21 protein-coding genes and 2 pseudogenes are annotated in these 17,894 nt (G+C 72.7%); 7 read left to right on the forward strand and 16 right to left on the reverse strand.

Annotated elements, in window-relative coordinates:
- Positions 1 to 85: 85 nt before the first annotated feature.
- Positions 86 to 346, forward strand: a pseudogene (locus tag ACIRPU_RS35065) (DedA family protein); the annotation flags it as partial.
- Positions 347 to 647: 301 nt separating this feature from the next.
- Here the strand turns inward: ACIRPU_RS35065 and ACIRPU_RS35070 are convergent.
- The 4 genes from ACIRPU_RS35070 to ACIRPU_RS35085 form a co-directional block, all read right to left on the reverse strand.
- Positions 648 to 1,709, reverse strand: a complete 1,062-nt coding sequence (locus ACIRPU_RS35070) for an MBL fold metallo-hydrolase (RefSeq protein WP_403874643.1) — start codon at positions 1,707 to 1,709, stop codon at positions 648 to 650.
- Positions 1,706 to 2,953, reverse strand: coding sequence for an aminotransferase class I/II-fold pyridoxal phosphate-dependent enzyme (locus tag ACIRPU_RS35075; RefSeq protein ID WP_403874645.1), 1,248 nt, complete (start codon positions 2,951 to 2,953; stop codon positions 1,706 to 1,708). Before ACIRPU_RS35075 ends, ACIRPU_RS35070 begins: the two co-directional genes overlap by 4 nt.
- A 275-nt stretch (positions 2,954 to 3,228) precedes the next feature.
- Complete coding sequence (locus tag ACIRPU_RS35080) at positions 3,229 to 3,975, reverse strand: hypothetical protein (RefSeq protein WP_403874647.1); 747 nt, start codon at positions 3,973 to 3,975, stop codon at positions 3,229 to 3,231.
- Between the two features lie 159 nt (positions 3,976 to 4,134).
- Positions 4,135 to 4,929, reverse strand: a complete 795-nt coding sequence (locus tag ACIRPU_RS35085) for an RNA polymerase sigma factor SigF (RefSeq protein ID WP_403874649.1) — start codon at positions 4,927 to 4,929, stop codon at positions 4,135 to 4,137.
- Between the two features lie 260 nt (positions 4,930 to 5,189).
- Between ACIRPU_RS35085 and ACIRPU_RS35090 the strand changes: the two genes are divergently transcribed.
- The 3 genes from ACIRPU_RS35090 (at position 5,190) to ACIRPU_RS35100 (ending at position 8,066) form a co-directional block, all read left to right on the forward strand.
- Positions 5,190 to 6,986, forward strand: a complete 1,797-nt coding sequence (locus tag ACIRPU_RS35090) for a thiamine pyrophosphate-requiring protein (RefSeq protein WP_403874651.1) — start codon at positions 5,190 to 5,192, stop codon at positions 6,984 to 6,986.
- A 79-nt stretch (positions 6,987 to 7,065) separates the two neighbouring features.
- Positions 7,066 to 7,446 (forward strand): DUF2795 domain-containing protein, encoded by a 381-nt coding sequence (locus ACIRPU_RS35095; protein ID WP_355705838.1) that lies wholly within the window; start codon positions 7,066 to 7,068, stop codon positions 7,444 to 7,446.
- Between the two features lie 77 nt (positions 7,447 to 7,523).
- Positions 7,524 to 8,066 carry a type 1 glutamine amidotransferase domain-containing protein gene (locus ACIRPU_RS35100; RefSeq protein WP_403874653.1) on the forward strand — a complete coding sequence of 181 codons (543 nt, stop codon included), beginning with the start codon at positions 7,524 to 7,526 and terminating at the stop codon, positions 8,064 to 8,066.
- Between the two features lie 156 nt (positions 8,067 to 8,222).
- Here ACIRPU_RS35100 and ACIRPU_RS35105 read toward each other — a convergent pair.
- The 3 genes and pseudogenes from ACIRPU_RS35105 to ACIRPU_RS35115 form a co-directional block, all read right to left on the reverse strand.
- Positions 8,223 to 8,477: pseudogene (locus ACIRPU_RS35105) on the reverse strand (DUF6158 family protein); the annotation flags it as partial.
- Between the two features lie 98 nt (positions 8,478 to 8,575).
- The gene (locus ACIRPU_RS35110; RefSeq protein ID WP_384118839.1) at positions 8,576 to 10,195 is read right to left on the reverse strand and encodes an ABC-F family ATP-binding cassette domain-containing protein; all 1,620 of its coding nucleotides are present in this window, start codon (positions 10,193 to 10,195) and stop codon (positions 8,576 to 8,578) included.
- A gap of 80 nt (positions 10,196 to 10,275) precedes the next feature.
- Positions 10,276 to 10,935 (reverse strand): histidine phosphatase family protein, encoded by a 660-nt coding sequence (locus tag ACIRPU_RS35115; RefSeq protein WP_403874656.1) that lies wholly within the window; start codon positions 10,933 to 10,935, stop codon positions 10,276 to 10,278.
- Between the two features lie 68 nt (positions 10,936 to 11,003).
- On the opposite strand from ACIRPU_RS35115, the gene ACIRPU_RS35120 reads away from it, so the two are divergent.
- The 3 genes from ACIRPU_RS35120 (at position 11,004) to ACIRPU_RS35130 (ending at position 12,792) form a co-directional block, all read left to right on the forward strand.
- On the forward strand, positions 11,004 to 11,612 hold the full coding sequence (locus ACIRPU_RS35120) for a phosphatase PAP2 family protein (protein WP_403874658.1): 609 nt from the start codon (positions 11,004 to 11,006) through the stop codon (positions 11,610 to 11,612).
- 101 nt (positions 11,613 to 11,713) lie between these two features.
- A complete protein-coding gene (locus ACIRPU_RS35125) occupies positions 11,714 to 12,535 on the forward strand; it encodes a class I SAM-dependent methyltransferase (protein ID WP_403874660.1) in 822 nt (273 codons plus the stop codon).
- Between the two features lie 86 nt (positions 12,536 to 12,621).
- On the forward strand, positions 12,622 to 12,792 hold the full coding sequence (locus ACIRPU_RS35130; RefSeq protein ID WP_403874662.1) for a hydrophobic protein: 171 nt from the start codon (positions 12,622 to 12,624) through the stop codon (positions 12,790 to 12,792).
- A 50-nt stretch (positions 12,793 to 12,842) separates the two neighbouring features.
- Here the strand turns inward: ACIRPU_RS35130 and ACIRPU_RS35135 are convergent, their stop codons facing one another.
- Genes ACIRPU_RS35135 through ACIRPU_RS35175 form a run of 9 tightly spaced genes read right to left on the reverse strand, consistent with a single transcriptional unit; the run spans position 12,843 to position 17,849 of the window.
- Positions 12,843 to 13,127, reverse strand: a complete 285-nt coding sequence (locus ACIRPU_RS35135) for a gas vesicle protein K (RefSeq protein WP_355705832.1) — start codon at positions 13,125 to 13,127, stop codon at positions 12,843 to 12,845.
- Positions 13,124 to 13,312 (reverse strand): gas vesicle protein, encoded by a 189-nt coding sequence (locus ACIRPU_RS35140; protein WP_057602494.1) that lies wholly within the window; start codon positions 13,310 to 13,312, stop codon positions 13,124 to 13,126. Before ACIRPU_RS35140 ends, ACIRPU_RS35135 begins: the two co-directional genes overlap by 4 nt.
- Positions 13,309 to 14,112 (reverse strand): GvpL/GvpF family gas vesicle protein, encoded by an 804-nt coding sequence (locus ACIRPU_RS35145; RefSeq protein ID WP_403874664.1) that lies wholly within the window; start codon positions 14,110 to 14,112, stop codon positions 13,309 to 13,311. The genes ACIRPU_RS35140 and ACIRPU_RS35145 overlap by 4 nt, the downstream gene beginning before the upstream one ends.
- On the reverse strand, positions 14,109 to 14,543 hold the full coding sequence (locus tag ACIRPU_RS35150) for a gas vesicle protein (RefSeq protein WP_384118828.1): 435 nt from the start codon (positions 14,541 to 14,543) through the stop codon (positions 14,109 to 14,111). Before ACIRPU_RS35150 ends, ACIRPU_RS35145 begins: the two co-directional genes overlap by 4 nt.
- Positions 14,540 to 15,718 (reverse strand): SRPBCC family protein, encoded by a 1,179-nt coding sequence (locus tag ACIRPU_RS35155; RefSeq protein WP_403874665.1) that lies wholly within the window; start codon positions 15,716 to 15,718, stop codon positions 14,540 to 14,542. Before ACIRPU_RS35155 ends, ACIRPU_RS35150 begins: the two co-directional genes overlap by 4 nt.
- Entirely contained in the window at positions 15,715 to 16,395 is a 681-nt protein-coding gene (locus tag ACIRPU_RS35160; RefSeq protein WP_403874667.1) for a DNA primase, read from the reverse strand. Before ACIRPU_RS35160 ends, ACIRPU_RS35155 begins: the two co-directional genes overlap by 4 nt.
- Positions 16,392 to 16,655, reverse strand: a complete 264-nt coding sequence (locus ACIRPU_RS35165) for a gas vesicle protein GvpG (protein ID WP_403874669.1) — start codon at positions 16,653 to 16,655, stop codon at positions 16,392 to 16,394. Before ACIRPU_RS35165 ends, ACIRPU_RS35160 begins: the two co-directional genes overlap by 4 nt.
- A gap of 7 nt (positions 16,656 to 16,662) precedes the next feature.
- Positions 16,663 to 17,415 (reverse strand): GvpL/GvpF family gas vesicle protein, encoded by a 753-nt coding sequence (locus ACIRPU_RS35170; protein WP_403874671.1) that lies wholly within the window; start codon positions 17,413 to 17,415, stop codon positions 16,663 to 16,665.
- Positions 17,412 to 17,849 carry a gas vesicle structural protein GvpA gene (locus ACIRPU_RS35175; protein WP_384118818.1) on the reverse strand — a complete coding sequence of 146 codons (438 nt, stop codon included), beginning with the start codon at positions 17,847 to 17,849 and terminating at the stop codon, positions 17,412 to 17,414. Before ACIRPU_RS35175 ends, ACIRPU_RS35170 begins: the two co-directional genes overlap by 4 nt.
- Positions 17,850 to 17,894: the final 45 nt, after the last annotated feature.

Here is a 17,894-nt window from a genome sequence, read left to right on the forward strand (position 1 = left end):
GCTGGTGCCGGTGGTGCCGACGGGGGCGCTGGTGAGTACGGCGGCGGCGGTCGCCGTCCATCAGACGGTGCCGTTCGCGCTGGCGATGGTGTTCCTGACGGCGTCGCTCGCGGCGTTCTGCGGGGACGCGACGCTGTACTGGCTGGGGCGGCGCGGGATGCGGTCGAAGAACGGCTCGCGCTGGCTGGAGGCGATCCGCTCACGGGCGCCCGAGGAGCGGCTGGAGCAGGCGCAGGACAAGCTCGCCCACCACGGCACGGCCGTGCTGGTGCTGTCCCGGCTGGTGCCGGCGGGCCGGATACCGGTGATGCTGGCCTGTCTGATGGCGAAGTGGCCGCTGCGCCGCTTCGTGCGGGGCAATCTCCCGGCGTGTCTGGCCTGGACGCTGACCTACCAGCTGATCGGGATACTCGGCGGTTCGCTGTTCCCCGAGCCCTGGGAGGGCGTGGTCGCCGCGGTCGCGCTGACCGTGGTGATCGGCGCCGCCCCGAGCCTGTGGCGCCGCGCCCGGGGAACCAGGACCGCCTAGCCCCGGCCGCCGTGCCGGACCGGAGGCTTCAACGGACGGGCGACCGTGGCGCGTTGGACCCGGACCGCCACTCCCGTACCCGTACTACTCCCGTACCCGTACTGCTCCGGTACCCGTACTACTCCAGCACCCGTGCGCCTCCCACCGGCAGGTCCCACAGGTCGTCCCGGTCCAGCCCCGCCTTCTCCCAGGCCGCACGCACGCGCGTGAGGGGCTCCAGGACCGGCTCGGCGGACAGCACGAAGGTGCCCCAGTGCATCGGGGCCATCCGTCGTGCCCCGAGGTCGAGGGTGGCGCGGACCGCCTCCTCCGGGTCGCAGTGGACGTCACTGAGCCACCAGCGGGGGTCGTAGGCGCCGATGGGCAGCAGGGCGAGGTCGATGTCGGGGTAGCGCTGTCCGATGCGGGAGAACCAGTGGCCGTAGCCGGTGTCCCCGGCGAAGTAGACGCGCTGTCCGTCGGGGGCGGTGAGCACCCAGCCGCCCCAGAGGGAGTGACAGGTGTCGGTGAGGGAGCGCTTGGACCAGTGGTGGGACGGCACGAAGTCGAAGCGGACGCCGCGGAGTTCGGCCGCTTCCCACCAGTCCAGCTCGGTGACCCGGGTGAACCGGCGGCGCTGGAACCAGCGTCCGAGCCCGGCCGGCACGAACACGGGCGTGTCGCGCGGGAGTCGGCGCAGCGTGGGGGCGTCGAGGTGGTCGTAGTGGTTGTGGCTGATGACGACGGCGTCGACGCGCGGGAGCGCCTCCCAGGGGACGCCGACGGGGGTGATCCGGGCCGGGGTGCCGAGGATGCGACGGGACCAGACCGGGTCGGTCAGCACGGTGAGGCCGCCGACGCTCACCACCCAACTGGCGTGCCCCGCCCAGGAGACGGCGACGGTACGGGCGTCCACCCGGGGCAGCGGGGCGGGCGCGAAGGGCAGCCGGGGAATGTCGGCGAGTCCGTCCCTGCCGGGCCGCACGGAGCCTTCGCGGGCGAACCGGGCGAGGGCCTTGAGGCCGGGCAGCGGCGAGGTCAGCCGGTCGTGGAAGGTCCGCGGCCACACCCGTCGCTCCCCCAGGGGGCGGGGCTCGGCGAGCGGCGGGGCGGGGCGTGCGAGCGGGGACAGGGGGGTCGGGGCGTCGGCGTCCTGCGTGGTCACCGTGCCGGTGGTGGTCGACTCGGACTGCTGCGTCATCGAGGAGGCTCCCATCGCTGAGCGTCGTCACGGAGATCGTCGAAGACCGACCTCAAGAGCATCAACGCGCGTTGCACGTGCGGCAGTTCCAACGGCGCGGGGGACGTGAGGCATGCCGCGCGCTGGGCGTCCGTACCGTCCAGCAGCATGCCGGTGGACAGCCGGACGCGCAGTGCGCCGAGCTCGTCCCCGAAGCGGTGTCCGCCCGGCGCGGGCATCCCGAGCCGGGCGGCGAGGAAGTCCTCCAGGTCCTGTGCGTCGCCGACGCCGTACGCGGTGAGCGCGGTGCGCAGCGGCCCGAGATCGACGTACAGATGACGGCCGGCCCGGGGCGGCAGGGCGAGGCCGCCCGCGGCGACCACGGTGGCGTGCACGGCGTCCGCCACGCGCGCGTGCAGGCGTACGGCGGCGGCGACGCGCGCGGTGACCGGCTCGGGCTCGGCCAGCGCGTACCCGGCCGCGGCGGCGACCGGAGCGGCCACCCGCGCGCCGAGCGCGGTGAGGACGTCGAGCACGCGCGCGTGCAGGTCGTCGCCGGTGGCCGAGGCGGGGAACCGGGCGACGGCCGCGGGCCAGCCGGTGGGCAGCAGCGCGCCGGCGAGATCGCTGACGACCGTGACCTGCTCCGGGAGCATCTCGGCGGGGCTGACCAGCACGGTGTCCTGCGGCGTGTGCAGGGTGTCGCGCCAGGTCTCGTCGCTGACCAGGTGCAGCCCCTCGCCCGCGGCGGCCTCCACCGCCTCGTGCAGCACCTCGGGCGGCGCGACGGTCGCGGTGGGGTCGTCGGCGACGGACAGCACCAGCAGCCGCGGGTCGCCGCCCTCGGCGCGCACCCGGCGCACCGTCTCCAGCAGGGCGTAGGGGTCCGGGACGCCGCCGCACTCGGCGGGCGTCGCCACATGGAAGACGGGCCTTCCCAACAGGCGCGCGTACGGCGCCCACCAGGCCGCGCAGGGCCGGGGTACCAGGACGTCGCCGCCCAGGGCGGCGGTCAGCGCCAGCAGCAGGGCGGGGGCGCCGGGCCCGGCCACGACGCGTCCCGGCTCGGCGGGGGCACCGCGGCGCTCCCAGTAGCCGCGGGCGGCGTCGAGCAGGGCGGGGCCGCCGCCGACCGGCTCGGCGTCGGCGCGGCCGGCGGCCTCGGCGAGCACCGAGACGAGCTCCGGCAGCACCGGCAGGCCGTCCGAGGGCAGCGGCGGGCCGTAGCGGACGGGCCCGTGGTCCTCGGCTTCCGTGCGCCGCATGTCGTCCTCCGCGCAGTCCGTCCCTGGTGCCCTGCCTGGTCCTGGTGCCGTGCCCGGTGTGCGCCCGGGGCGCGGTGCCGTGCCCGGCCGTCGGACGTCGTCGTGGGCCGGGCGGGGCGTCGCGTCCCGCGCGGGGCCCGGCGGCCCTGCGGGGCCGGACGCTCGTACGAGGCCGATCGTGCCCCTGCGCTCTGAGTACCCCGTGGGACCGCGCCCCATGGCGGCCCCCGCGCGTTGCGCCGGTCACAGCGCGGACGGACCGGCTCCGCGGCGGGTCAGACGCCGCCCTCGGGGTCCCGGCGGCGCAGCCGGTGCACTGCGGCGCCGAGCGCGCCGGCGATCAGCAGGCCACCGGCGGCGAGCGCGGGAACGGAATCGGTGAAGGCGCCGCCCTCACCGGCCTGAACGCCGTGCTCGACGGTGGCGGGGGCGCAGTCGGCCTGGTGCGACGGGGCGGCGCGGGGCTGGGGCTCGGGCGGGGCGCACGGCTGGACGGTCCGGCAGGCGTCGGTGTGCGCCGTGGAGGCGCCCTGGTCCTGCGGACACGGCCGGCCGGTGGCGCAGGACGCGACGGCCGCCGACCCGCACGGCTGCGGTACGCCCCGCGCGACGTCCAGGGTCGCGCTCCACGGCTTGCCCTGTCCGCCGGGCGCCGCCGGGCAGGTGCCGTCGACGGTCCAGGCCGCGTCGGGCCCCACCGCCTCCGGGCTCACCTCGAGGTCGGCGGCGGGCGCGATGCGGGCGGTGCCCCGATAGGCGGACCCGGACTGCGCGCCGTCCGCGCCCGGGACCTTGCTCAGTTTGACGGTGCCCTCGGCGAAGGCCTGCGAGGTGGCGTCGAGGCTCTCGGGCGCGGTGGTGCCGAGGGGACCGCAGGAGACGGACACGGTGACGCTGCCGCCCGGGGCGACGCTGCCCGGGCTGACCTCCGCCGCCGGGTCCGCGAACGCCGCCGGAGCTGCGGCGACCAGAGCGGCGCCGACCACGGCGAGGGCGGAGAGGAGGTGAGCGGTGCGACGCATGGGACGGTTCCTTCGGCCGACGGCTGCGGGCGGGGCGTTGCCGCCCCACAGCCATCAGAGCCCGAGGGCCCGCCGCCCGCGCGCGGCCGGACGCCATTGGCGGGACACAGGCCGCCGACCGGGTGACCGCCGGCTCCTGCGCGCGTCGGCCGGCGGCTGCTACGCCGCGTCGTTCAGGACCTGTTCCCGCAACCGATTGCAGCAGCGGTTGATCAGCCGGGACACATGCATCTGCGAGATGCCCAGCCGCTCCGCGATCCGGCTCTGCGTCATGTCCTCGAAGAACCTCATGTACAAGATCGCCCGCTCCCGCTCGGGCAGCGCGGCGAGCCGGTCCCGGACGGCCTCCCGGTCGACGACCGTGCCCAGCGCCGGGTCCGCCGCCCCCAGCACGTCGCTCAGCGAGTAGCCGTCCTGGCTGCCCGGCAGCTCCGCGTCCAGCGACAGCGCGGTGAAGCTCTCCAGCGCCTCCATCCCGGTGCGGACGTCCTCCTCGCTCAGCTGCGCGCGCTCGGCGATCTCGGCGACGGTGGGCCGCCGCCCGGAGACGGTCTGGGCCAGCTCCTGGCCGGCGAAGCGCACCCGGTTGCGCAGTTCCTGGACCCGGCGCGGCACGTGCAGGGTCCACATGTGGTCGCGGAAGTGCCGCTTGATCTCACCGGTGACCGTGGGGACGGCGTAGCTCTCGAAAGCGTTTCCGAGTTCCGGGTCGTAACGGTCGACGGCCTTCACCAGGCCGAGGGCGGCGACCTGACGCAGGTCGTCGAAGGCCTCGCCGCGGCTGCGAAAGCGGCCGGCGAGGCGGTCGGCCATGGGCAGCCAGGCCTCCACGATCTGGGAGCGGAGCGTGTCGCGCTGGGGCCCCGGGGGCAGGGTGGCGAGCCTGCGGAAGGCGTCGGCGGTGTCGGGGGCGTCGTCGTGCGGACGGCGCTTGGTGTTCGCTCGGTTCGGCATGGGGTGAGGCAACTCCCTCGACAGTGCTTCGGGCTGGCCGGTCACCGGGGAGGCGCGACAGCGGCCCGAACCGGGCCGCCGGGGTCGCGCGATCGCGCCCTCCCACGGACGTGCCTCCGGTCCGAAGCACTGTGACGCGCCTGCCCCGGACTCCCCCCTCCAAACACCCGCCCAGGTTTTCCGGCGGCTCCGGGGGTCACCCGGACCGCGACACGGCCTTCACGCCGTGTCCATGTCCCCTGCCCAGGAGGTCACTTCCCATGAGCGTCAAGGTCTCGGACCACGTCCTTCAGCGCCTGCGGGAGTGGGGGGTGGAGCAGGTCTTCGGCTATCCCGGCGACGGCATCAACGGCCTGCTCGCCGCCTGGGGGCGGGCCGGGGACGAGCCGCGTTTCGTCCAGTCGCGGCACGAGGAGATGTCCGCGTTCCAGGCGGTCGGCTACGCCAAGTTCAGCGGCCGCCTCGGGGTGTGCGTGGCGACCTCGGGGCCGGGCGCGATCCACCTGCTCAACGGCCTGTACGACGCGAAGCTCGACCATGTGCCGGTCCTCGCGATCGTCGGCCAGACGCACCGCTCGGCGATGGGCGGCTCGTACCAGCAGGAGGTGGACCTGCACTCGCTGTTCAAGGACGTCGCCTCGGAGTTCGTGGAGACGGTGACGGTCCCCGAGCAGTTGCCGAACGTCCTGGACCGGGCGATCCGCACCGCTTACGCCCGCCGCTGCCCGACCGCGGTCATCATCCCCGGGGACGTGCAGGAGCTCGACTACGCGGCGCCCACCCACGAGTTCAAGATGGTGCCCTCCAGTCTCGGCCTGAGCGGTGGGACGACGGTCCCGTCGCAGGAGTCCCTGGAGCGGGCCGCCGACATCCTCAACTCCGGCGACAAGGTGGCGATCCTGATCGGCCAGGGCGCCGCCGGGGCCCGGACCGAGGTGGAGCGGATCGCCGGACTGCTCGGCGCGGGCGTCGCGAAGGCGCTGCTCGGCAAGGACGTCCTGAGCGACGAACTCCCCTACGTCACCGGCTCGATCGGCCTGCTCGGCACCCGGCCGTCCTACGAGCTGATGCGCGACTGCGACACCCTGCTGACGATCGGCTCGTCCTTCCCGTACACACAGTTCCTGCCCGAGTTCGGCAAGGCGCGGGGCGTGCAGATCGACGTCGATGCGCACATGATCGGGATGCGCTACCCGTACGAGGTGAACCTCGTCGGCGACGCCCGCGAGACCCTGCGCCGACTGATCCCGATGATCAGGGGCGAGGAACGCGGCCGGGAATGGTTCGAAACCGTTTGTGACAACGTACGGCGCTGGGACGACGTGCTGGACCGGCGGGCGCGGCTGTCGGCCGACCCGATCAACCCGGAGTACGTGGCCCGCGCGCTGTCCCCGCTGCTCCCGCCCGACGCGATGGTCACCTCGGACTCGGGCTCGGTGGCGAACTGGTACGCCCGCCACCTCGCGCTGCGCCCCGGCATGCGCGGCTCCCTCTCCGGCACGCTGGCGACGATGGGCTGCGGTGTGCCGTACGCGATCGGCGCGAAGTTCGCCCACCCGGACCGGCCGGTGATCGCGCTGGTGGGGGACGGGGCGATGCAGATGAACGGGCTCGCGGAGCTGATCACGGCCGCCAAGTACAAGGACCGCTGGTCCGACCCGCGGCTGGTGGTGGCGGTGTGGAACAACCGCGATCTGAACCAGGTGACGTGGGAGATGCGCGCCATGGGCGGCGCCCCGTCGTTCCTGCCCTCGCAGGAGCTGCCGGACGTGCCGTACGCGGCGTTCGCCCGCTCCCTGGGGCTGACCGGGGTGCGGGTGGAGACGCCGCAGGACGTGGAGCCGGGCTGGCGGGCGGCCCTGGAGGCTGACGGCCCCGCGGTCGTCGAGTTCCTCACCGACCCGGCCGTGCCGCCGGTCCCGCCGCACGCCACCTGGGAGCAGATCGAGGCCACGCTCGCCTCGGTCCTCAAGGGCGACGCCGACCGGGGATCCATGATCAAACAGGGCTTCAGGGCGAAGCTGCAGGAGTTCCTGCCGGGGCGGCAGGAGAAGTAGTGCGAGGACCCCGTGTCGGCTCCCCGTCCTCGGGTACGCGGTGGCCACCGACGCCGAGAGAAGACCCGGAGGGAGAGACATGCAGCGAGGCAGCGACCGGCTGAGCGTGCACCGGGACGACGAGATGAAGCACGAATTGCAGGGTCTGCTGAGGTCCGGACACCCCACGCGGGTGGAGGAGTGGCACGACCCCGAGCCGTCCGCCGAGGACGACCCCGAGATCTGGGGCGGGCCGGTGGTGCCCGGGAGCCCCCGGGCGACGCTGGAGACCGTGCGGCTGGAGCTGGCGCGGACCCTGGGACGGAGTTCCTTCCCCGCGGGCGCGGGCGCGCTGGCCGTGGGCCTGCGCCGCAAGAACGCGCCGGACGCGCTGGTGGAAGCGGTGCGGCGACTGCCGGGCAAGGACCGCTACGCCACGGTCCAGGAGCTGGCCGAGGCACTGGTCGGGAGCGGCCGGTGACGGCGCGGGACCCGGCCGACGGGATCGGGCCCCCCGACACAAGGGCCGCAACGACACGGAAAGGATGTTGAACCCTCATGCGCATCGCGTTTCTGACGGCGCCCGAAGGCGTCGAACAGGTCGAGCTCACCGACCCCTGGCAGGCGGCGGTGGACGCGGGCCACGAGCCCGTCCTGGTGTCGACCGAGTCCGGCGAGGTCCAGGCGTTCAACCATCTCGACAAGGCCGACACGTTCCAAGTGAACGAGGTCGTCGGTGAGGCGTCGGCGGAGTCCTTCGGCGGGCTGGTCCTGCCGGGCGGCGTGGCCAACCCCGACTTCCTGCGCACCGACGGCAGGGCCGTGGCGTTCGTCAAGGACTTCTTCGAGCAGGGCCGCCCGGTCGCCGCGATCTGTCACGCCCCCTGGACCCTCGTGGAGGCGGACGTCGTACGGGGCCGTGTCCTGACCTCGTGGCCGAGCCTCGCGACGGATCTGCGCAACGCGGGCGCCACCTGGGTCGACGAGCAGGTGAAGGTCTGCGACCACGGACCCAACAAGCTCGTCACCAGCCGCAAGCCGGACGACCTGAAGGCCTTCCGCGAGACGTTCCTGGACGTGTTCGCACAAGAAGCGGGCTGACCGCCGGTCGGCGGTAGGGCGGCTCCGGTGGGCTCAGGCCCCGCCGGGGCCGTTTCCCGTTCCCGGGCCCCACTTGCCGACCGGAGCGCCCGCCGAGCCGCCCTCCCCGGCCGCCCGGCTCCCGGCCGGGGCCTGGCGCGCGTGGACCTCGTCGGGACCGACGGCCCGTTCCCTCGCCCCGTCCCGGGTGCGGCCCGGCGAGACGAAGCGGCGCGGGTTACGGCGCAGGTACTCGCCCTCCAGCTGGGCCATGCGGCCGTTGTGGGCGCGCAGGGCGTCGTTCGAGCCGTACAGCAGGGTGTCGTGGCGCGTGCGGTGGATCGTCTCCAGCTCTTTCATCAGCTGCTGGTCGTCCAGCCGGTCCGGGTCGACTCCGGTCATGGTCATGCCCCGCTCGTCGTGTGCGTCCATACGGTTCGGGTACCCCGCCCGGGAGCACGTCTCCGCATCCACTGTACGAACATTCGGGCCCCCGGGCCTCCGTGCGGCCCGGCTCCTGAGCGGGATCCCTACCTGGCCCGCTCCACGCGCCGCTCGTCCCACACGGGCTCCGCGGTCTCCCGGACCCGGCCGTCGCTGCCGAAGACCAGGTAACGGTCGAAGGAGCGGGCGAACCAGCGGTCGTGGGTGACGGCGAGGACCGTGCCGTCGAAGGCCTCGAGGCCCTCCTGGAGGGCTTCGGCGGACTCCAGGTCGAGGTTGTCGGTCGGCTCGTCGAGGAGCAGGGCCGTGACGCCCTGAAGTTCCAGCAGCAGGATCTGGAACCGGGCCTGCTGGCCGCCGGAGAGCCGGTCGAAACTCTGTTCGGCCTGCTGGGTCAGCTCGTAGCGGCGCAGCCGGGACATGGCCGCTCCCCGGTCCTGGGAGTGTTCGCTCCACAGGATGTCCAGGAGGGTGCGGCCGAGCAGCTCGGGGTGGGCGTGGGTCTGGGCGAAGTGCCCCGGCACCACCCGCGCGCCGAGCTTCCACTCCCCCGTGTGCGTCACGGTGTCGCCGGCCAGCAGCCGCAGGAAGTGCGACTTGCCCGAGCCGTTGGAACCGAGGACGGCGACCCGCTCGCCGTAGAAGACCTCCAGGTCGAAGGGCTTCATCAGACCGGTGAGCTCCAGGCCCTTGCAGGTGACCGCCCGCACGCCGGTGCGGCCGCCCTTGAGGCGCATCGTGATGTCCTGCTCACGGGGCGGCTCCGGCGGCGGGCCGGCCTCCTCGAACTTGCGCAGCCGGGTCTGGGCGGCCTGGTAGCGGGACGCCAACTCATGGCTGATGGAAGCGGCCTGACGGAGATTCAGGACCAGTTTCTTCAGCTGGGCGTGCTTCTCGTCCCAGCGCCGGCGCAGCTCCTCGAAGCGGGCGAAGCGTTCGCGGCGGGCCTCGTGGTAGGTGGCGAAGCCGCCGCCGTGCACCCAGGCGTCGGCTCCGGCCGGGCCGGGCTCGACGGAGACGATCTTCTCGGCGGCGCGGGAGAGGAGTTCGCGGTCGTGGGAGACGAAGAGGACCGTCTTGCGGGTCTCCTTCAGCCGTTCCTCCAGCCACCGCTTGCCGGGCACGTCGAGGTAGTTGTCCGGCTCGTCGAGCAGCAGCACCTCGTCGGTGCCGCGCAGCAGCGCCTCCAGCACGAGCCGCTTCTGCTCACCGCCGGAGAGGGTCCGTACGAGACGGAACTGCGCCTTGTCGTAGGGGACGCCGAGCGCGGCCATCGTGCACATGTCCCACAGGGTCTCGGCCTCGTACCCGCGCACCTCGGCCCAGTCGGCGAGGGCCTGCGCGTACTGGAGCTGCGCGGCCTCGTCGTCGACCGTCATCAGCGCGTGCTCGGCCTTGTCGACGGCCTGCGCGACCTCACGGATGCGGGGCGGGGCCACGGACACCAGCAGGTCGCGGACGGTCGTCTCGTCCCGCACGGAGCCCACGAACTGGCGCATCACGCCGAGGCCGCCGGACACGGTGACGGTCCCGCCGTGCGGTTTCAGCTCGGCCGAGATCAGCCGCAGCAGGGTCGTCTTGCCGGCGCCGTTGGGTCCGACCAGCGCCACCACGGCCCCTTCGCCCACCCGGAAGGACACGTCGCCGAGCAACGCCCTCCCGTCGGGGAGGTAGTACTCGAGGTGCGCGGCTTCCAGGTGTCCCATGAGGACGCATTCTGCGGGCCGCCCACGGGATGCGGCAAACCGTTATGCGCCGGGGACCGGGGCAGGCGTGCCGTCGCCCGTCAGCCGCCGGCCCCGGCCAGCGGCTGTCCCGCAGGGCCGCCCTCCCCCGCGGGCACGACCGTCGCGCCCGCCCAGGACAGGGCCTTCCAGCCGTCGGCCGGGGAGCCGTCGAGGACGACGGTGCCGGTGTTGGCGAGGCGGTGGGCGGCGGCGTAGGGAACGTCGACGTTGACGGCGCGGGCGGCCGCCCAGGCGCGGATCGCGGCGCCGTGGCTGACCATCGCGACGGTCCCCGCGCCGCTCGCCGCGGCCTCGGCGACCACGGCGTCGTAGCGCGCCAGGAACTCGGCGCCGCTCTCCCCGCCCGGCATGCGCAGTGCGAGGTCGCCCGCCGCCCAGGCGAACACCGTGCGCATGTAGAGCTCGCCGCGCTCCGAGTTGCCGGGCACCATCTCCAGGTCGCCCGCGGAGATCTCCCGGATGCCGTCGCGGACGAGGACGTCGAGGCCGCGGGCGGCGGCCAGCGGGGCGGCGGTGAGCTGGGTGCGCACGAGGGTGGAGGCGTAGAGGGTCTCGACGTCCTCGTCGACGAGGGCCTGCGGCAGGGCGGCGGCCTGCCGGGCGCCGAGTTCGGTGAGGCCGGGGCCGGGGACGGCGGTGTCGAGCAGGTAGTCCACGTTCGTGGGGGTCTGGCCGTGGCGGACGAGCAGCAGTCGCATGCAGTGACCCTCCGGTGTCGAGTGCCGCCCCCGCACAAGAAACGGCCACTTCAGGGTACCCGCAGCGCATGATGCCCGATGTCGATCTCACCGCCTTGAAGCCCGGCAGGCACGGCCTGCGCGATCTGTTCCTCGCCCTCGACGACCAGGTGTTCGCGTTCGCCGCCGAGCGGCACTGGCCGGCCGCCGAGCCGGTCCTGCCGCGGCTGAGCCGCAGCGCGAACCACGGCGTGCTCTGGTTCGCGACGGCGGCGGCCCTCGCCGTGTCCGGCACGCCCCGGGCCCGCCGCGCCGCCGTGCGCGGGCTGACCTCCCTCGGCCTGGCCTCCCTCACCATCAACACCCTCGGCAAGCGCTCGGTGCGCCGGTCCCGGCCCGTGCTGGACGCGGTGCCCCGAGCGCGGCGGCTGAAGCGACAGCCGATCACCACCTCCTTCCCGTCCGGTCACTCCGCGTCGGCGGCGGCCTTCGCGGCCGGGGTCGCCCTGGAGTCGCCGACGTGGGGCGCGGTGGTGGCGCCGGTCGCGTTCTCGGTGGCGATGTCCCGGGTGTACACGGGCGTCCACTTCCCGAGCGACGTGCTCGCGGGCGCGGCGCTGGGCGTGGGCGCCGCGTTCGCCGTCCGGCACGCTGCGCGCCTGCGTCGGCGAAGCCACCGGGACACGGACGGTGACTGACGCACCGTCAGCCCATATATCAAGACGAATGGTCTCACGATCCGGGCATCGGCGTACGGTGAGGGAACCGGGGACCCGGTTCGTCGAGAAGGGGTAGTGCCATGCCGAAAGCACAGGAGACGGCCGTCTACACGCACGGACACCACGAGTCGGTGCTGCGTTCGCACACCTGGCGGACCGCCGCCAACTCCGCGGCCTACCTGCTCGGTTCGCTGAAGCCCCATATGAAGGTCCTGGACATCGGCTGCGGCCCGGGCACCATCACCGCCGACCTGGCCGCCCTGGTCCCCGACGGACACGTCACCGGCGTCGACCACGCGCCGGGGATCCTGGAGCAGGCGCGGGCCACGGCCGACGAGCGGGGTCTGACCAACGTCGACTTCGCGGTCGCCGACGTACACGCCCTGGCCTACCCGGACGACACCTTCTGCGTCGTCCACGCCCATCAGGTGCTCCAGCACGTGGGCGACCCGGTGCAGGCGCTGCGCGAGATGCTGCGGGTGACGAGGCCGGGCGGCTACATCGCGGTCCGCGACTCGGACTACGCGGCGATGACCTGGTATCCCGCCTCGTCCGGGATGGACGACTGGCTGGACCTGTACCGCCGGGTGGCCCGGGCCAACGGCGGCGAACCGGACGCCGGGCGCCGGCTGAAGTCCTGGGCGCTGGCCGCCGGCCTCACCGACATCACGGCCACCTCGGCCACCTGGACCTTCAGCACCGCGGAGGAGCGGGCCTGGTGGAGCGGCCTGTGGGCCGACCGCACCGTGGCGTCGGCGTACGCGGAGCGCGCCACGCAGGGCGGGCACGCCACGGCGGCGGAACTGCGCGCCGTGTCGGAGGCCTGGCGGGAGTGGGGGCGGCGGGAGGACGGCTGGTTCAGCGTCCTGCACGCGGAGATCCTGTGCCGAAAGGCCGCCTGACCCGCGGGCGGTTCGGGTGGTTCGTCAATGAAAATTGCGAATGATTTCCGCAATCCGGGAAACCCGCAGTGCAGGAGGTTGACACTATGGTTCCCGTTCTGCTGGTTCTGCTCCTGGTGCTGATTCTTTTCGGCGCCGGATTCGCGGTGAAGTTGCTCTGGTGGATCGCCCTCGCGGTTCTCGTCATCTGGCTGATCGGCTTCCTGGCTCGCGGAACCAATTCCGCGGGCGGCAGGGGGCGCTGGTACAGGTGGTGATCTGAAACAACGACCACGACATACCACCGCCTTTCCCCGGGCGGGCGCTATCACTCCCGGGGAAGCAGCGGTCCCAGCGGCCCGAGGTCCAGATTCAGGTCCTCGGGCCGCAGTCCGTAGCGGTCGCGCAGCTCGGCCATGCGGTCGTCGAGCAGCATCAGGGTCAGCCCGATCCGCTCCTCCTGGTCCTCGCTCAGATCCCCCGTGTCGAAGCGGCGCAGCGCCTGCCGTTCCATCAGCTGGCGCAGCAACTCCACCACGGTCAGGACGAGTTTGACCAGGTCGCGCTCGACGGTGTCGGGTTCGAGGTCGAGATGGTTGCGGCGTTCGGTCACAGCGACTCCCCCCATGGCGACGGTACCTGCTCGTTGACGGAGCTGATCAGCGCGTTGAGGTCGATGCGGACGAGGTCGACGTCCGCGATGCGCAGCGTGATGTCCCCCGTGATGACGACCCCGCCGGCCAGCAGCCGGTCGAGCAGGTCGACCAGGGCGACCTCACGGCGCTCCACGACGGTCATACGCCCTCCCCCGGCTGCACGGCGCCCAGGTCCACGGCTCCCGGATCACCGGCGGACTCCACGAAGGAATAGGCCGCCCAGGGCCCCGTGAGTTCCACCCGCATTCCGGATTCCTCCCCCTTGGTGCGGTCCACCATTTCCACGAATTCCTCGGACTCCGCGCGCGGAACGAGATAGGCGGCGTTCAGCACATTCTGTCCGGACGCCTTGGAAAGGGCGGAGTTCTGCGGCGGGTGGAGGCGGGCGTCCTCGGCGTACGCGGACAACCGCTCGTGAAGACTCCCCGCGAACCGCTCGGCCCGCTGCCAGGTGTCGTCGTGGGCCCGCGCCTTCGTGCGCCGCTGCATCAGGTAGTCCCGGCCCGAAGCGGGCTTGCTCGCCGTCGGCCCGGCCTCCTGCGCCTCGGGCTCGACGTACACCTTCACCCCCCACTCGACCCGCCCCGCGAGCCGGTCCAGGACGCGCCGGAAGTCCTCCTCGCGCTCCTCCATCATCACGCGGACGCCGCTGTCGTCCCGGAACACCGTGGCGAGCCGGAGCGGCAGCGGAGTGGTGACGGCCGTGAGGGCGTCGATCACCTGCTGATGGGCGCGGGCGGTCTCCGTCAGCCAGTCCAGGTCCTCCAGACGGCGCCGGAGCGGCTCCTGACCGAAGTCCCGCTCCGGCACATGGCTGACCACGGCGATGAGGCCGCGGTGGGTGAGCAGCCTGGGCGGATCGCCCGCCACCCCCGACAGGGCGGCCTGGAGGGGCGCGCCGAGGGGGTGACAGACGGCGTACACGTAACGCAGTCCGGTCATGGTGACTCCTCTCGGACGTCCTTGGGGGCGCGGCTCTCCTTGGTGCGGCTCTCCCTCGGGGCGCGACCCTCCCTCGGGGTGTGGCCCTCCTTCAGGGCCCGGCTCTCCTCCGGAGCGCGACCCAGCTCCAGCTCCTCCAGCCGCGCCAGCCGCTCCCGCAGATCGGCGTTCTCACGCGCGAGTTCGTTGCGGCGGGCGCCGGAGGAGAGGGCCGGGTCGTCCTCCCACCAGTCGATGCCCATCTCCTTGGCCTTGTCGACCGAGGCGACGATGAGGCGGAGCTTGATGGTGAGCAGTTCGATGTCGAGCAGGTTGATGCGGATGTCGCCGGCGATGACGATGCCCTTGTCGAGGACACGCTCCAGGATGTCGGCGAGGTTGGCTCCGCCGCCCTGGCCGTACGGCTCCGGCATCCGGCTCGGCATGCTCATCGCCGGCTCCTGCCCTTGGCACGCGTGTCCTCGGCCCGGGGCTCCTCCTCGGGCTCCTCCTCGTCGTACTCCTCGTACTCGTCCTCGGCGGCCTCCGGCTCGCCCTCCTCTTCCTCCTCCTCGTACTCGCCCTCGGGCTCCGCCTCCTCGTCCTCCGCTTCCTCGTCCTCGGCGTACGGGCCCTCGTCCTCGTACTCCTCATCGTCCTGCGGGCGGTCGTCCTCGGCATCCCGCGCCTCGGCGCCGTCCTCGGGCTCGCCGTCCTCGGGCTCGCCGTTCTCCTCGTTCTCTTCGTCCTCCTCGGCGACCGCGTCCTCGTGGGACTTGACGACCTCGCCGTCGCGGATCTCACCGCGCCAGCTGTCCTCCGCCTCCCCCTTGATGGTGATGAAGCGGGCGAAGTTCTTCAGGTCGAGGCGGGCACGGCGGCCCTGGGCACGCCAGATGTTGCCGGTCTTCTCGAAGAGACCGGTCGGGTAGTACTCGATGACCAGCAGGATCCGGGTGAGGTTGTCGGCGAGCTCATGGAAGGAGACGACGCCCTTCGTCGTGCCCTTGGCGCCCTCCGAGGTCCAGGCGATCCGGTCGTCCGGCACCTGTTCGGTGGTCTTCGCCTTCCAGCTGCGGTTGGACCAGAAGACCTTCGCCTGCCAGTCGCTGGTGGTGTCGTCGGCGCGGTTCGCGCTCTTGACGCCCTTGGCGAAGGTGCTGAAGTCCTGGTACTGCGTCCACTGGTCGTAGGCGGTGCGCAGCGACACGCCGACGTCGATCGTCTCCATGATCACGGTCGGCTTCTTGCCCGCGCTCTTCTTGCCCTTGCCGCCCTTGCCACCGAGGTTCTTGAACGCGCCGGTCACCTTGTCCTTGACCCGCGACCCGCCGAGCTCCAGCGCGGTGCGCAGCGGCCCCTTGCCCTCGGCGACCTTGCGGCCGCCTTCGAGGGCGAGTTTGGCGAAGCCCGGGCTGTTGCCCTCGGCGATGTCGTTGAGCTTGGCCGTGGTGTCCCCGAGCTTGTGGCCGACGCCGGTCAGCAGACGCGTGGCCTGCGCGGCGAGGTACTCCTGCACTTCTTCCTTGAGCCGGTCCGCGGCGTCGCTGTGGGCGACCCCGGAGAGCGGGTTGCCGCCCGCCGCCTTGCCGGCCGCGGACTTGGCGGATCCGAGGGTTTCGGTCATCGGTCGCCGCCTCCCTTCGGCCGCCGGGCCCGGGAGGTGGTACCCGAGGCGGCCCTCGATGCGGTCCTCGCGCCCGGCTTGCCGGCGGACGCGGTCTTCTTCGCGGCCGTGGCACGGGCCGGAGCCTTCTTGGCGGGCGCCTTCTTGGCGGGCGCCTTCTTCGCCGTCTTCTTCGCGGGCGCCTTCTTGGCCGTCTTCTTCGGCGGCCCCTCGTCCTCGCCCTCGTCCTCGCCGTCGTCGTCGTCCTCGGAGGCGTCCTGCGGCTCCTCGTCGTCCTCGGCGTCCTCGTCGTCCTCGGCGTCCTGAGGCTCCTCGTACTCCTCGTCCGCCTCGTCGTCCGCGTCCTGCCCGCCGGGCACGACGCCCTCGAGCTGGTCGCGCACCTCGGCGGTGCGGCCGTGCAGCCGGTCAGCGAGCGCGTCGATCTGCCGCTCGACCATGGCGCCGGAGGCGGCCTTGCCGACCCCGCGCAGGTCCTGGCGCAGCTGGTCCCCGATCTCCTTGAACTGCGGATTGTCCTTCAGCTGCTGGGAGACCAGGTCCGCGATGCCCTTGGGAGTCAGGTTCATCCGCTTGCCGGCCACCAGGGAGCCGACGGCGAAAGCCAGCTTCAGTTTCTTGGTACGTCCGAGGAAGTACCCGGCCCCGACCGCGAGACCCAATGCCGTTCGGTTCATCCTGTCCACCCGTCGTCCGTTCCCGTGCTTCTGCGCGTCGCGCTCTCCAGCCGGTCGAGGAGTTCGTCCTCCTGCTCGTCGAACTCCTCCGCAGTGATCTCGCCGGCGTCCAACCGCTCTTCCAGACGGGCGAGTTCGGACCGGACCGTGGCGGGGTCGTAGTAGATCCGCTCGGCCTCCTGGACCACCTGTCCGATCACCCAGCCGCTACCGCGCACCGGGGCGAACGGCAGCAACAGCACCTCTGAGATGAGTCCCATGGCGCACCTACTCCGTGGTGGTGCCCGCCGGTTCGGCCGGGCCGGGTTCGACGAAGCTGTACGGCGGCAGCGGCCCGTTGACCCGCAGTTCGAGGTGCGGACGGCCCTTGCGGAGCTCCTCCGCGGCCTCCAGGAACCGGGCCGCCGAGTCGCGGTCCACCAGGAACGAGACGTTGACCAGCCAGCCGGTGGACTCGGGGCCCACACTGGTGGCCGCGGCCAGCGGCTCGAGGTTCTGCTGCACGTCGGCCGCGTCCTCGGCCTCCTTGGCCTTGACCGCCGCGGCGACCATCTCGCCGAGCTGGATCTTCTGTTCGTAACTGCCGCCGCCCGACTGCCGGTTGGCCTCCGCGAGGCTCCGCAGTTCGGGACTCTCGGCCATCACCTGGTGCAGGACGGCCTCCTCGACGTGCGTGGCCTTGATGTTGTACTCGACCTTGCCGTCGAGGGCCCGCAGGCGCTCCTCGTAGTGCTCGGTGCGCTCGGCGAGGACCCCGGTGACGGAACTGTCGTCGGGGGCGACGCTGCCGAACCGCATGGGCAGCACGCAGCCGTCCGCGCCCGCCTCGGCGAGCACGGTCTGGTGGGCGAGCAGCTCCCTGCGTTTGGGTCGCAGCCCCTCGGGGGCGTCGCTGACGACCGCCGCCAGGGCGCCCTCCTTCAGGACGCGCACCGGCAGGGCCGGATCGCCGACGCCGACCAGGCTTTCCGGAAGGTCGGGGTGCGAGCTCGCGACGATGCCGTATACGTAGGTGCTCACTCCTGCTCCTCCTTCCTGCGCGCGGTGGTGCTCTTGCGCGCCCTCGGCCTGGACTCCCGCTCCTCCTGGGAGGAGCCCTCGTCACGGGCCTGCTTGAAAGCGCCGGAGATGGTCTCCGCGGCGCCGGACAGCGCACCCTTGGACTTGCCGCGGGCGCCGGACTCGGTGATCTCGCCGACCAGGTCGGGCAGGCCCGGGCTCTTGCGCGGCCCCGCCTCCAGGTCCAGCCGGTTGCACGCCTCGGCGAAGCGCAGGTAGGTGTCGACGCTGGCGACCACGACGCGTACGTCGATCTTGAGGATCTCGATTCCGACCAGGGAGACCCGTATGAACGCGTCGATGACGAGACCCCTGTCGAGGACGAGCTCCAGCACGTCGTAGAGGCCGCTGGAGCCGCCTCCACCGCCGGACTGTTGTGCCGGGACAACGGTCATGTCGACCGCGCCTCCTTGTCTGGGATTGGATGATCGGGAATGTCT

Source organism: Streptomyces sp. NPDC102259 (genome assembly GCF_044766465.1).
GTDB lineage: Bacteria > Actinomycetota > Actinomycetes > Streptomycetales > Streptomycetaceae > Streptomyces.